The organism is Mesorhizobium sp. BR-1-1-10, from assembly GCF_020165595.1.
Classification (GTDB): domain Bacteria; phylum Pseudomonadota; class Alphaproteobacteria; order Rhizobiales; family Rhizobiaceae; genus Mesorhizobium; species Mesorhizobium australicum.
In genome coordinates this window covers 446,033-457,921 of the sequence record NZ_JAIUIL010000002.1, presented here as the reverse complement: position 1 = coordinate 457,921, position 11,889 = coordinate 446,033, and the positions used below count along the sequence as shown (strand labels likewise).

17 protein-coding genes are annotated in these 11,889 nt (G+C 63.6%); 12 read left to right on the top strand and 5 right to left on the bottom strand.

All coding sequences use genetic code 11. The features are described 5' to 3' along the window. Positions 1–60: 60 nt before the first annotated feature. Positions 61–540: a cupin domain-containing protein gene (locus LB555_RS05225; protein ID WP_015318403.1), complete on the bottom strand. Its 480-nt coding sequence runs from the start codon at positions 538–540 to the stop codon at positions 61–63. A gap of 105 nt (positions 541–645) precedes the next feature. On the opposite strand from LB555_RS05225, the gene LB555_RS05220 reads away from it, so the two are divergent. After that, complete coding sequence (locus LB555_RS05220) at positions 646–1,611, top strand: LysR family transcriptional regulator (protein ID WP_015318402.1); 966 nt, start codon at positions 646–648, stop codon at positions 1,609–1,611. Between the two features lie 12 nt (positions 1,612–1,623). On the opposite strand, the gene LB555_RS05215 is transcribed toward LB555_RS05220, so the two are convergent. Together LB555_RS05215 and betI are read right to left on the bottom strand one after the other, a co-directional pair. Then, positions 1,624–2,397: an SDR family NAD(P)-dependent oxidoreductase gene (locus tag LB555_RS05215; RefSeq protein WP_015318401.1), complete on the bottom strand. Its 774-nt coding sequence runs from the start codon at positions 2,395–2,397 to the stop codon at positions 1,624–1,626. Positions 2,398–2,577: 180 nt separating this feature from the next. Then, positions 2,578–3,216, bottom strand: coding sequence for a choline-responsive transcriptional repressor BetI (betI, locus tag LB555_RS05210; RefSeq protein WP_015318400.1), 639 nt, complete (start codon positions 3,214–3,216; stop codon positions 2,578–2,580). Positions 3,217–3,293: 77 nt separating this feature from the next. On the opposite strand from betI, the gene choX reads away from it, so the two are divergent. After that, a complete protein-coding gene (gene choX, locus LB555_RS05205) occupies positions 3,294–4,226 on the top strand; it encodes a choline ABC transporter substrate-binding protein (protein WP_224682401.1) in 933 nt (310 codons plus the stop codon). After that, entirely contained in the window at positions 4,223–5,056 is an 834-nt protein-coding gene (locus LB555_RS05200; protein WP_224682400.1) for an alpha/beta fold hydrolase, read from the top strand. The genes choX and LB555_RS05200 overlap by 4 nt, the downstream gene beginning before the upstream one ends. Here the strand turns inward: LB555_RS05200 and LB555_RS05195 are convergent, their stop codons facing one another. Next, on the bottom strand, positions 5,057–5,896 hold the full coding sequence (locus LB555_RS05195) for an NIPSNAP family protein (RefSeq protein ID WP_318012984.1): 840 nt from the start codon (positions 5,894–5,896) through the stop codon (positions 5,057–5,059). It lies immediately after the preceding gene. Positions 5,897–5,979: 83 nt separating this feature from the next. On the opposite strand from LB555_RS05195, the gene LB555_RS05190 reads away from it, so the two are divergent. Together LB555_RS05190 and LB555_RS05185 are read left to right on the top strand one after the other, a co-directional pair. Beyond that, positions 5,980–6,612, top strand: a complete 633-nt coding sequence (locus LB555_RS05190) for a TetR/AcrR family transcriptional regulator (protein WP_224682399.1) — start codon at positions 5,980–5,982, stop codon at positions 6,610–6,612. A gap of 85 nt (positions 6,613–6,697) precedes the next feature. Beyond that, positions 6,698–7,831 carry a metallophosphoesterase gene (locus LB555_RS05185; protein ID WP_224682398.1) on the top strand — a complete coding sequence of 378 codons (1,134 nt, stop codon included), beginning with the start codon at positions 6,698–6,700 and terminating at the stop codon, positions 7,829–7,831. Between the two features lie 27 nt (positions 7,832–7,858). Here LB555_RS05185 and LB555_RS05180 read toward each other — a convergent pair whose 3' ends face one another. Continuing rightward, on the bottom strand, positions 7,859–8,044 hold the full coding sequence (locus LB555_RS05180) for a CsbD family protein (RefSeq protein WP_015318399.1): 186 nt from the start codon (positions 8,042–8,044) through the stop codon (positions 7,859–7,861). 167 nt (positions 8,045–8,211) lie between these two features. Here LB555_RS05180 and LB555_RS05175 point away from each other — a divergent pair, with 167 nt between their 5' ends. The 7 genes from LB555_RS05175 (at position 8,212) to LB555_RS05145 (ending at position 11,735) form a co-directional block, all read left to right on the top strand. After that, complete coding sequence (locus tag LB555_RS05175) at positions 8,212–8,880, top strand: glutathione S-transferase family protein (RefSeq protein WP_015318398.1); 669 nt, start codon at positions 8,212–8,214, stop codon at positions 8,878–8,880. Positions 8,881–8,963: 83 nt separating this feature from the next. Continuing rightward, positions 8,964–9,716: an SDR family NAD(P)-dependent oxidoreductase gene (locus tag LB555_RS05170; protein WP_224682397.1), complete on the top strand. Its 753-nt coding sequence runs from the start codon at positions 8,964–8,966 to the stop codon at positions 9,714–9,716. Positions 9,717–9,992: 276 nt separating this feature from the next. Beyond that, complete coding sequence (locus LB555_RS05165; RefSeq protein ID WP_010915421.1) at positions 9,993–10,202, top strand: cold-shock protein; 210 nt, start codon at positions 9,993–9,995, stop codon at positions 10,200–10,202. 341 nt (positions 10,203–10,543) lie between these two features. Beyond that, complete coding sequence (locus tag LB555_RS05160) at positions 10,544–10,771, top strand: hypothetical protein (protein ID WP_015318396.1); 228 nt, start codon at positions 10,544–10,546, stop codon at positions 10,769–10,771. Continuing rightward, positions 10,771–11,178, top strand: a complete 408-nt coding sequence (locus tag LB555_RS05155; RefSeq protein WP_015318395.1) for a hypothetical protein — start codon at positions 10,771–10,773, stop codon at positions 11,176–11,178. The genes LB555_RS05160 and LB555_RS05155 overlap by 1 nt, the downstream gene beginning before the upstream one ends. 1 nt (position 11,179) lies before the next feature. After that, on the top strand, positions 11,180–11,347 hold the full coding sequence (locus LB555_RS05150; protein ID WP_015318394.1) for a hypothetical protein: 168 nt from the start codon (positions 11,180–11,182) through the stop codon (positions 11,345–11,347). A gap of 100 nt (positions 11,348–11,447) precedes the next feature. Further along, positions 11,448–11,735, top strand: coding sequence for a YkgJ family cysteine cluster protein (locus tag LB555_RS05145; protein ID WP_015318393.1), 288 nt, complete (start codon positions 11,448–11,450; stop codon positions 11,733–11,735). Positions 11,736–11,889: the final 154 nt, after the last annotated feature.

Sequence of the window (11,889 nt, the reverse complement as noted above, 5' to 3'; positions counted from 1 at the left end):
GAAGATGCTTCCGATCTCCCCACTGGAACCCTCGGAGCAGAGATCGGCGGCTTCGCGTTCTCAACTCAAGGGCGAACCGACAATATCGATGCCATTTTCCGCGCAGATCCGCACCAGAGCCTCGATCATCTCGGGCGTCGGCTCGGACAGCGGCGGCAATTCCGGCTGTCCGGCGGGGCGGCTCGCCTGACGCAGCATCGTCTCGAACCCGCGGCCGCGCGTGACGGTCAGAGCGCGCGCACCTTCTGGAGATTCGACCCTGTATGTGTGCGGCAGGCCTTTCGGCGCAATGAGGGTCTCGCCGATACCAGCGACCCGCTCCTGTCCGTCGATCCGAACGCGCAGCTGTCCTTCTAGGATATGAAACACCTCGTCTTCGTGCCGATGCACATGCAGCGGCGGAGAATCGCCATGGGGCATGCGGTGCTCGACGACACAGATGCCGTCCTCGCCCTCCGCCGACGATATCCGAATGGCAACCAGTGTGTTGTTGAACCAGAAGAGTTCCTTGCCTGTAATGGTCCCGACGGTCATTGTCATGGTTCTTCCTCCTTTGTTGCCTTCGGACGGGTCGCGGTCGGAAGGATCTGATCAGGTGCATGCCGCCGATGGAAATCCAATGATCGTATGGGGCGGATTGATGCCATGAATTTAAATGCGCTCGACCTCAATCTGGTCAGGGTGCTCGACGCGCTTTTGCGCGAACGAAGCGTGACGCGCGCCGGCGAGCAGATCGGGCTGAGCCAGCCCGCCGTGAGCGCCGCGCTCAATCGCCTGCGTCATGTCCTCAACGACCAGTTGTTCGTGCGGCGCGGCAACGACATGGTGCCGACCCCGCGCGCCGAAAGCCTGACGGAGCCGGTGCGCGCCGCACTGCGCGAGATCGAACGCGCCTTTCATTCGGCGCATTCGTTCAATCCGGCGGAACTTGAGCGAACCTTCACGCTCATGGGGGCGGACTTCTTTTCCATGCTACTGATGCCGACACTGGCGGTGCGCGTCGCGGCTATCGCGCCGCATGCGTCGTTACGGTTTCTCGATAGCGCGCGAGGCGATGTTTCGCGTCTGCTCCAGGACGATGAAATCGATGTGGCTCTCGAACGTCCGCTGGAGGTCTTGGATTGGGTCTCCAGCGTACCGCTGTTCCATTCGCCATTCGCAATCATTGCGGCGCAAAACAATGCTGCGATCAGACTGGCGGGGATCGCAGGGGGCGAGCCTATTCCGCTTGAGCTTTTTTGCGAACTGCCGCACGTTCTTCGCTCTATTGACGGCTCGATGTCGGGCTCCACCGACGAGGCGCTCCGCAAAATCGGGCGAAGCCGCCGTGTGAGCTTGGCACTGCCTCACTTTCAGGCTGTCGCGTTGGCCGTCGCAAACGGAAACTACCTTTCCGCGGTTCCCAGGCAGTTCGCGGTTTGGGCAGCCAAGACCCTGCCTCTCGCCATCTTCGAGCCGCCACTTCCCATCGCCGTTCCTGAAATCAGGATGTACTGGCACGCACGCCGAGACGACGAGCCCCCTCATCGCTGGATTCGCCTTCAGATCCTGGACGTTGTGGGCGCTCTTGGATTTGTGGAAAGCGCCGCTGGTGAAGTTGCCGCGCCATAGCGGCCAGGCAGTTCACCCCGCCGTGTAGCCGCCGTCGACGGCAAAGATGCCGCCACTGGTCCAGCCAGCCTCGTCGCTGGCGAGATAGACCGCCATCCCGGCGAGGTCGTCAGGCCGGCCGATGCGGCCGAGAGGATAGCTGCGCTCGACATAGGCTTTCAGTTCCGCCTGTGCCTCGGCCGGCAGATTGTCGACGGTCTTGCGCCGCATTGCGGTATCCACCGTACCGGGTGCGATTGCGTTGACGCGGATGCCGCGCGGACCGAGTTCGAAGGCCAGCGATTTGGTCAGCGAGTTCAACGCGCCTTTGGACAGGGAGTAGAGGCTTGATGGCCGTTTCGGGATCATCTTGTTGGCGAAATAAGAGGAGATGTTGATGACGGATGCACCTGCACCGAGATGCGGCAGCAGCCCCTGGGTGAGGAAGAACGCCGCCGTCACATTGAGCGCGAAAGAGTGCTGGAACTGTGCCTCGCTGACACTCTCGAACGGCACGAGATAGGCGACACCGGCATTGTTGACGAGAACGTCGAGTGGCCGGCCGGATTCTTTCGCCTGCTCGACGACCGCTGCGAGGCCGGGGCTGGTGGCGAGGTCGGCCGACAATGTCGCCACCATGCCTATCGAGCCGAGGGCCGTCAGCTTCTGGCGAGCGGTGTCGAGTTTGCCCGCGTCGCGGCCCACGATCAGGACATCGGCACCCTCGTGCAGGAATGCCTCGGCGATCGCCAGGCCGATGCCATCCGATCCGCCGGTGATCAACGTCCGCTTGCCGTGAAGCCTCATCACGCACCTCACCATGCGTTTGCCATCAAACAGAGGGATCGCACCGCATGTCCGTGACGGGGTCAAGTCATCAGGCTATCCCAGGGTATGAACTTCGGCCGGCGTCCGGCGCAAGCGCCCGACGGCCGGCTGGCCTGAGACCCGTCGCAGCGCGAAAACCGGACGACGTGCGGGTCGGTTTCACGCGCTGGCGGTGGAGCGCTCCTGAGTAGCCAGCCGCGCGGCGACATAGCCCTTGACCTGCCGGATCGCCTGTTCGCGCGAGACGCTGCCCGGCTGCAGGCCGAGCCGAAGCCAGAGTCCGTCTATCAAGGCCGTGACGCCAAGCGCGATGTCGTCGGCCTCGTTGGGTGAGGCGAGGCCGCGCAGGCCGGACAACAGGTTCGAGCGCATGCGCCCATGGATCACCTTCTGGATGCGCGCCAGCTTTTCATCGCGCGGCACCTCGGCGCAGAGCGAAAGCCAGGCATGGCATAGAGGCGGCAGGAAGAGATGCTCCTCGAAATTGCCCTCGATCACCGCGTCCAGGCGTTCCATCGAAGTCCGCGCCCGGCGAAGCCTTGCGACCACCGCGTTGCATAGGACTGCGTTGGCCTCGCGCATGGCGTGCTCGAACAATTCCTGCTTGTTGCGGAAATAGTGCAGCACGATGCCTTTGGAGGCGCCTGCATGGGCGGCGACTTTTTCCAGCGTCGCCCCCGCAATGCCTTCGCGCTCCAGAACCGCGAAGGCCGCCTGGCGCAATTCCTTTCGGCGTATGTCGCCAAGGCGTTTCAGTTTCACGAGATTGTTCCATGCCTCACGAATCCATGTTGACATTTTCGCCCCGCGAGATCAATCATTGACCCATGGGACAATAAAAAGACCGATGGGTCAACACAATAAGGAGAACGGAAATGGTGCGTATCCTTGCAAGCTGTCTGGCCGCGCTGGCGTTGGCCTCGCAGGCTGCCCAGGCGGCCGACGCCGAGCAATGCCGTGTGGTCCGCATGGCCGAGCCCGGCTGGAACGATCTCGCTTTCACCACGGGTGTGGGCAATGTGCTCCTGCAAGCGCTCGGCTATCAGCCACAGAGCGAGGTGCTGGGCATCAACGTCATCTACGAAGGCATGAAGAACCGGGATCTCGACCTGTTCCTGGGCTACTGGGACCCGGCGATGGTCACCTATTACGAACCCTACAAGAAGGACGGCTCGATCGAGAATGTGCGTGTCAATCTCGTCGGCGCCAAATACACGTTCGCCGTACCGACCTATGTCTGGGAGGCAGGGGTCAAGGACGTCTCCGACCTGCACAAGTTCGCCGACAAGTTCGGCAAGAAGATGTATGGCATCGAGCCCGGCTCCAACCAGCTGATGATGGACGCCATCGCCGATCCGGCCTTCGGCCTCGATGGCTGGCACGTGGTCGAGTCCAGCGAAGCCGGCATGCTGTCGGAGGTCGGTTACGAGATCAAGGAGAAGCAGTTCATCGTCTTCCAGGGCTGGGCGCCGCATCCGATGAACACCATGTACGACTTCAAGTATCTGACAGGCGGCGACAAGTTCTTTGGCCCGAATTTCGGCGCCGCGACGGTGACGACGCAGGTCCGCAAGGGCTACCTGCAGGAATGTCCTAACGTGGCGCAGTTCCTCAGGAACCTGGTCTTCGACATCGACTTCGAGAATGTCGGCATGGGCTACCTCATCAATGACGGCATGAAGCCAGAGGACGGGGCGCTGAAGGCGATCACGCTGAACAAGAACCGTCTCGATGCCTGGCTCGCCGGTGTCATGACTTTCGATGGCAAGCCTGGTCTTGCCGCCGTCAAGGAGAAGCTCGGCCTGTGAGACCGCCGGACGCTTTGTCCATCACCTGTGTGGAACAGAACGCCTGGGCTGGTCGCAAGCAATGGGTCAATATCGGCGATCTCGACATCGCCTATGTCGAGATCGCCGGTGCCGGGCCGCCGCTGTTGCTGATCCATGGTTTCACCGACACCAGCCGCAGCTTTTCGCTGCTGGCGCCGCATCTGGCTGGCCGCCGGCTGATCATGCCCGATCTGCGCGGCCATGGTGCCTCGCAGGCGGGCGGCGGCTACCGCGTCGCTGATTTCGCCGAGGATATTGCCGGGTTGATCCGGCATCTGCGGCTGGACCGGCCTATCGTCGTCGGTCATTCGCTGGGCGGCATGGTGGCAATTGCATTGGCCGCCCGGCAGCCGGACTTGATCGGAGGCCTGGTCGTGCTGGCCAGCACGCTGAAGCCCGGCTTCACGCCGGACCATGCGTTGCCGGTCGGCATCCTGGCCTTGCACGATCCGATATCGCCGGCCGACCCGTTCTTTGCCTGGTGGCATGCGTGCCAAACCTCGGTGCCGCGGACGTTCCTCGCGGGCCTGGCGACGGAAGCTTCCGCCATGCCTGCGGCCCGCTGGCGTGCCATTCTGGAGGAAGTCCGCATCACCGACCTGACCGCCGAGGCACGGGCCGTGCGGGCCAAGGCACTGATCATCGCCGGCGCCTGCGATCCGCTATTCGACGAGCCGCACCAGCAGGCCTTGGCCGACGCGCTGACCGGATCCCGTCTCGTCTGGGCGCAAAATTGCGGTCACAATCCCCATTGGGAGGCCCCGGCCTTCGTCGCCTCCGCGATGGCGGGGATGCTGTCCGGCCGCTGATCACCGCGACAGCGATCGGGCCGTGGGCACCAGCCGCAACGTCTCGGCCGGCTTAGTGCTAATGCCCTGCATGTTCCGGCCAAGTGCCTGCCACGCCGGCGAAGTGGCGAGGCGATGGCTGGCGTGGGCATCGCCGTCGGGGAAGCCGGCAACGGTGATAAAGACGTTTTCGCCGGCGCGCACGGGTAGCCGCGGGAAGGTGTTTGCGGCCGGCTCCGTCAGGAAGGCGCCAAGCAGACGCGCACCGGTCTGGGCAAGCCGCGCAACCATCTCCGCCCGGAAGCGCCCGGCGAAGTCGGCGCCGATGCCCGGCCGTAAATGATGAATCGAAATCTCAACCAGGCCGGGCAACCCGCTCCGTTCGCTTGTGCTCTTGGCCATGTCGGCCATTGGCCGGCGCAATCCCGACAGATCGAAGCCGGCATCCGGCCACGCCGGCCGCAGCAGCAACACATCGTCGGAATCGATCATCGTCGCGTTGGCCGCGTCGCGGTGCGCCGCCCATACGGGGCCGTCATAAAACGCGCTCAGAGCATCCTTGCGCGCATCCATGCTCTCGAAACCGCGCATCCAGACGAACATATCGGGGCGGTCCAGGTCGCGGAACTGGCCGATGATGGTCATCCCCGCGTCTTCCTGGCTTTCGATGAACTGCGTGTCGAAGATATCGATCAACGTTTCGCGCCGGCCAGGCTTCAACGTGTACTGCCGCAATTCGACGATCGGCGAGGCGAGTACCGCCGGCTTAGGCGTGGCATTCGGGATCGGGCTCATCCGCGGGTTCTCCAAAACAGGTTGATCGTCCTGTTTATAAACAGACCGGTTGCCCTGTTTTGTCAACATGCTATCCTTTTACAATGTCAGCAGAGCTCAACAGCCGGCCAGGGCGAGTCCGAGGCAAACGCATCAACGACCCCGAAGGCATGCGCCGCAAAGTGCTCGATGTCGCCGAGGCAGCGTTTCAGGCGCGCGGCTATCATGCTTCCAGCCTCGGCGACCTGATGGCGGCGGCAGGCGTCAGCGGTGGCGCGTTGCATCATCACTTCCCGACCAAGAAGGCGCTGGCGCTGGCGGTCATCGACGAGCGCGTGGCGGCGGCGGTCGAGGAGACGTGGATCGCGCCGGTGCGGCAGGCCGCTTCGGCCCGCGAGGGCGTGCGTCAAGTGTTCGACGCCGTGGCGGCGGAACTGGAACGGCAAGGTTTCGTCCGCGGCTGCCCCCTCAACAATCTGGCGCATGAACTGTCGCTGGCCGATCTCGAATTTCGGAATGCCCTTGTTGGCGTCTTTTCGGCATGGCGCCAGGCGATCGCCGACAAGATCAGGGCCGACCAGCGGGAGGGCAGGGAGCAAGGCACGGATCCCGAGCATTTTGCGGTGTTTGCGGTCGCCGCCTATTCCGGCGCCATGTCGATGGCCAAGACAGCACAGGACGCCGGCCCCTTGCGCGATTGCCTTGCGGCGCTGGAGCGGAGCACCTCGCTCGCCGCATCATCCCAGGGCGGGCCGGTGGCGCGGCGACGTCGCAGGGTGCTGCGCCGGCATGGCGCTACTTGAGGCAGGTGGATCGCTGGGGCCCGGCTTTGTAGCCGATGTCTCGACCAACTGGACGGACAGACGCCGCTTGTGCTGAATTCCGCCGATGATGAATCGCCGTCCGCCCCAATTGGTTTCACGACGCAGCTTTCTGGTGCAGGCCGCCGGTCTTGCCGCTGCCGGCGCGCTTTCGCGTCCGGCGCTCGGCCAGACCGGACAGCGCATCCAGCCCGTCGACGCCACCTTCCTGTTCGTCGCCGACGTCCATGCCTGCCGTATGGCGAGCGGCTTGAGCCCTAATTGCAAGTTGGAAGGCAAGACGGACGCGGCGCTGCTGCGCAACGTCGCGGCGTTGAACGCCATCAGTGACAAGGATTGGCCGGCGCGGATCAACGGTATCGCCACGGGCCTGCGGCCGGCCGGCAGCCGCATCGGCACGCCGCTCGGCCTTGTCGTTGGCGGTGACATCACCGACGATGGCGGCGGCCAAATCACCGAGCCCAGCGAAGGCACCCAGCTTCTGCAGTTCAGCCAGCGCTATCAGCAAGGCATGGGCCCCGACCGAGTGCACATTCCGGTTTATGTCGGGCTCGGCAATCACGACCTCGATCAGAACGGCCCGCCGCACCATGTCGACTGGTACCGGCGTGAAATGCGCGACTATGTCGAGGTCAATCATCGCGCCGGCGTGTTCTTCAAGCCGCCGGTGCCGGCCACCAGCTACGACGTCGACACCGACTGCTATTCCTGGGACTGGGGTGGCCTGCATCTGGTGCAGACCCATCGCTTCGCCGGCGACACCGGCCATGGCGCCGACAGCAGCCTGCCTTGGCTCAAGCAGGATCTCGCAACCTATGCGGCGGATGGGCGCCCGGTCATCCTGTTCCAGCACTATGGCTGGGATACTTTTTCGATAGAGCGGTGGGACCCCGCCAAGAGAGCATTCGACGATGACGGCAAGGGCGCGCCGCATTGGTGGAGCGATGCGGACCGCCACGCCTTGCTGGCCGCCCTGAAGGGTTACAACGTCGTTGCCGTCTTCCACGGTCACCAGCACGAGGTGCCGATGATCTATCAACGCGACGGCCTCGATCTCTTCAAGCCGAAAGCCGCCTATATGGGCGGCTTCGCCTTGGCACGTGTCACCAGCGACAGCCTGGACGTCGTGCTGGGCGAAGCCGGCGACGATCATGGCGCCGTGGTTTTCACCAACGCTTTCAGCAAATCGCTGAAGACGTGAAAAGGGCCGCTCGACGCGGCCCTTTCCTCAGCGGTCAAGCGATTTCTTGACCTTGTCCTTCGCGTCGCCATAGGCCTTCTGCACCTTGCCGGTGGCCTTGTCGGCCATGCCTTCCGCCTGCGTCTGCCTATCGCCGGTCACTTTGCCGGCGGCTTGCTTGACCGAGCCTTTTACCTGCTTGGCCGCACCGGCGACCTGATCCTTGTTCACCATTTTCGCATCTCCCGGGTTTGGTTCGCCTTGGCAAACGAGCCGGCACGGTTTCGGTTCCGAGAGCCGCTGCTTATGTCGGCGAAACAGGGTGTCTTTCGGGCGCCGCGCCGGCAGGCTAGGGTGCCGGCCAGCGCACTCCGCAAGGAGCAAACCGCCAAGGGGGACAAATGTCGGAATTCACGCTCTATATCGGCAACAAGTGCTTCTCGTCCTGGTCGCTCAGGCCCTGGGTGGCGATGCGGCACCTGGAGATACCGTTCGAAGAGGTCTTGGTGCGGCTGCGCACCCCGGAAACCGCCGCCAACCTGGCGAACGTGTCGCCGACAGGTCAAGTCCCTGTCTTGGTTCACAAGCCCTTGAACCACACTGGCGGAATGGTCTGGGAAACCCTTTCCATCCTTGAATACCTCGCCGATCTCTTTCCGGAGAAAAAGCTCTGGCCGGCCGATATCGGCGCCCGGGCGCTGGCGCGTTCGGCGGCGACCGAGATGCATTCCGGTTTTCGCGAAGTCCGCTATGGCTGGCCGATGAATTTGCGGCGGCCAAAGGGCCACAAGCCACTCGACGCCGAGGGCGAGGCGCAACGCGCCCGCATCGAGGCGCTGTGGCGCGAGTGCCGTGAGAAACACGGCAAGGGCGGCCCGTTTCTGTTCGGCCATTTCACCGCGGCCGACGCCATGTATGCGCCTGTCGTCACCCGCTTCGACACCTATGGTGGGGATCTGGCGCCCGACACCAGGGCCTATGTCGACGCCATCCTCGCGCTGCCGGCGATGCGCCAATGGTATGCGGAAGCGGCGAAGGAGCCGTGGCCGGAGCCGGGGCCGGATGAATAGGACCCATCTGCGAAGTGGCCTTCCCCGTTTATCGGGATGGCCTATCTAGGAGCATTGGCGCGGCGCGCTTTGGAGATGTTGCAATGACCGTTTCTTCCATGCTTGCCGGCAAGGTTGCTCTCGTCACCGGCGCTTCCTCGGGCATTGGCGAGGCGACGGCTGCGGCACTGGCTGCTGCCGGGGCAAGGGTGGCGGTCGCCGCCCGTCGGGTCGATAGGCTCGAAGCTCTGGCCGCCCGCATCGAGAAAATCGGCGGAACGGCTTTGCGCATCGAGGCCGACGTCACCAGCAATGACGATGTCGCGGCCATGGTCGGGAAGGTGGTGGCCGAATGGGGTCGGCTAGACATCCTTGTCAACAATGCCGGCGTGATGCTGCTCTCGCCGGCAGCGGAGGCAACGCTCGACGACTGGCGTCATATGGTGGAACTCAACCTGCTGGCGCTGATGGGCGTCACCAAGGCGGCGCTGCCGCATCTCAAGGCTGCCAAGGGCCATATCGTCAATGTCTCGTCGGTCGCCGGCCGCGTCGCCAATCCCGGCGCCAGCGGTTACGCGGCGACCAAATTTGGTGTTGTCGGTTTTTCGGAATCACTGCGGCGCGAAGTCTATGCCGACAAGGTTCGCGTCACCGTGATCGAGCCCGGCCTGGTGCGCACAGAGCTTGGCGACCATATCACCAACGCTGCCTCGAAGGCGGGGCTGGACCAGCGCCTCGCCACGATGGAAGCGCTGATCGCCGAGGATGTCGCCGCCGCCATCCTCTATGCCGTCGGCCAGCCGGCGCGCGTCAACGTCAACGAGATCGTCATCAGACCGACCGACCAGGAACGCTGAGCGGCCGCCGGCAACGCTCAGGTGCGGGCGCTTGTTCAGCATGGACGTTGGCCAGATGACGTCCTTTCAGGCGTCGAATTCTCGGATCGATGGCGCAACATTTGACAGGCGTCTGAAACACGCGTAGAAGAAAGTCGTCGATATTTGTTTGACTGACTTTTGTTATCCGCGCTTCCGAGCGCGCCTTTGACGAACTTCCCACATCAAAAATCGAGACAAACGGCGTTGTGCATCCGCATGACGGCGAACGAATATTTGCCATGGAAAGGGTTCGTCATGAGCACCGGCACAGTTAAGTGGTTCAACGCCACCAAGGGTTTTGGTTTTATTCAGCCTGACGACGGCTCCGCCGACGTTTTTGTCCACATCTCGGCCGTGGAACGCGCCGGTATGCGCGACATCGTCGAGGGCCAGAAGCTCGGCTACGAGATGGTCCGCGACAACAAGTCGGGCAAGATGTCCGCCGACCAGTTGAAGGCGGCCTGAAGAAAGAATTCAGCCGTCCCGGTGACCACGGATGTACTGGCACCGGTGAACGGCGAATTCGGGCGCATGGCTACGGGAACTTGAGTTTCCACGGCTTCTGCTGCCCATCAGGAGCTGCCTTGTGCATCCAGTTGGATGCGCGGCGCTCCCAGGGAAGGTCAGGCGGTGCCTGGCCTTTTTCATTTTACGCTTGTTGCCGCCGAAAATGCGCTGCGCATTGGGCTGAACGTGCTAAGGGACGCTCCAGCATCTTGAATCCGCTGCCGCATCGCTTTGTGCATGGTCCCGACCGAAGACCGGTCTCGTCCTATCGGCACCAGGCTCCTGACAGGAGAAAGATTTTGACCGCCCATTCGAAGACAGCCGTCGATCCGGCCGTGTCGCTGTTCAGCAAGACGCAAACCCAGTCGATGTCGCTTAACCGCATCATTTCCGAGCGCGATGCCGTCAGCGAAGCGCGGGAAGCCAAGACCGCGCGCCTGCGCGAGCTGCGGCTGGAGAAAGAGGCCGACGAGATGGCGGCGGCCGCGGCACTCGCGGCGCTGCCGAAACGAGCCGGAAAACGCTGATGGCCACCAAGCGCGTACCGCAAACGCCAATCGCGGCCGATGCGACCATCGCCGACATGGTCGAGACCCTGGACAGGCCGGTCGAATATGTCCGGCGCGTGCTGGAAAAGCTCGAACGCTGCAAGCGCGCCCATGGCGATGCCCAGGTGCGCGTCGGCGTGCGCGGCCGGGCCGAGTGCCCGAACTACCTCATCGAGTATGTCCGCGAAGACGCCAAGACCCATGAGCGTGTCACCTATCAGGATGCCGCGTATAGCGGCAGCACGCATCGTGAGCTGGCCGCGCACCACATCGCGGAAGCCAGGAACTGGTCGCCCGAGGAAATGAACATCACGGCGGTTTCCGCGTTGATCGGCCGCTTGCGCAATCCGCGCGCACCATCATCGCGTTTCGCCGACGAGGATTGAAATGGCCATAAAATTCTCCGCCAAGGATCAGCCGGCAGCGCCGGCTCCCGCCGCAAAGCCGGCCAAGCCGGTTGCCGCGCCGAAGGCCGCCGCCGCCGACCAGGCAGCGACCGATCTGTTCAAGTCGCCAGCGGACGCACCGAAGGGCAAGACCGGCAAGAAGAAGTAGCGCCTTGCCGCGGGACGCCGATCGCAATCTCGCCGCGCCGGGGCCGTTTGCCCAGGCAGCCACGACCAGCCTGCCGTCGGCACAACCAGGCATCGCTCCTATGTTCGATTGCCAGAGCTGCGGCGCGTGCTGTTCCTATTCAGCCGAGTGGCCGCGCTTTTCGACAGAGGACGATGCGCAGCTCGACCGCATCCCGGAAAAATACGTGGCGGCAGACCTGTCGGGCATGCGCTGTGACGGCGTGCGCTGTTCGGCCCTGTCTGGCGAGGTCGGCAAGTCGACCGCCTGCACCATCTATGACCTGCGCCCGGATGTCTGCCGCGCCTGCATGCCTGGCGACGACGAGTGCCTGATGGCGCGCCGGGCGCTCGGATTTTCCACCTCTTAGCGGCGGCTTTGCTGGCGGCGAATGCATGTCGCCCGGAAGCGTCCTCGGTTCCGGGACGACGACAAGCATAAAATCAGAAGCTTACAGCGGGTCGGCGAATCCTATCGCCGCGACATGCTGTAATGACTGTCGCTTGTGCGCACCCCGCTTGCTG

Excerpts from the sequence above, each read along its gene's own strand:
- LB555_RS05225 (WP_015318403.1), bottom strand. The coding sequence starts at position 540 with ATGACAATGACCGTCGGGACCATTACAGGCAAGGAACTCTTCTGGTTC.
- LB555_RS05220 (WP_015318402.1), top strand. The coding sequence starts at position 646 with ATGAATTTAAATGCGCTCGACCTCAATCTGGTCAGGGTGCTCGACGCG.
- LB555_RS05215 (WP_015318401.1), bottom strand. The coding sequence starts at position 2,397 with ATGAGGCTTCACGGCAAGCGGACGTTGATCACCGGCGGATCGGATGGC.
- betI (WP_015318400.1), bottom strand. The coding sequence starts at position 3,216 with ATGTCAACATGGATTCGTGAGGCATGGAACAATCTCGTGAAACTGAAA.
- choX (WP_224682401.1), top strand. The coding sequence starts at position 3,294 with ATGGTGCGTATCCTTGCAAGCTGTCTGGCCGCGCTGGCGTTGGCCTCG.
- LB555_RS05190 (WP_224682399.1), top strand. The coding sequence starts at position 5,980 with ATGCGCCGCAAAGTGCTCGATGTCGCCGAGGCAGCGTTTCAGGCGCGC.
- LB555_RS05185 (WP_224682398.1), top strand. The coding sequence starts at position 6,698 with ATGATGAATCGCCGTCCGCCCCAATTGGTTTCACGACGCAGCTTTCTG.
- LB555_RS05180 (WP_015318399.1), bottom strand. The coding sequence starts at position 8,044 with ATGGTGAACAAGGATCAGGTCGCCGGTGCGGCCAAGCAGGTAAAAGGC.
- LB555_RS05175 (WP_015318398.1), top strand. The coding sequence starts at position 8,212 with ATGTCGGAATTCACGCTCTATATCGGCAACAAGTGCTTCTCGTCCTGG.
- LB555_RS05170 (WP_224682397.1), top strand. The coding sequence starts at position 8,964 with ATGACCGTTTCTTCCATGCTTGCCGGCAAGGTTGCTCTCGTCACCGGC.
- LB555_RS05165 (WP_010915421.1), top strand. The coding sequence starts at position 9,993 with ATGAGCACCGGCACAGTTAAGTGGTTCAACGCCACCAAGGGTTTTGGT.
- LB555_RS05155 (WP_015318395.1), top strand. The coding sequence starts at position 10,771 with ATGGCCACCAAGCGCGTACCGCAAACGCCAATCGCGGCCGATGCGACC.
- LB555_RS05150 (WP_015318394.1), top strand. The coding sequence starts at position 11,180 with ATGGCCATAAAATTCTCCGCCAAGGATCAGCCGGCAGCGCCGGCTCCC.
- LB555_RS05145 (WP_015318393.1), top strand. The coding sequence starts at position 11,448 with ATGTTCGATTGCCAGAGCTGCGGCGCGTGCTGTTCCTATTCAGCCGAG.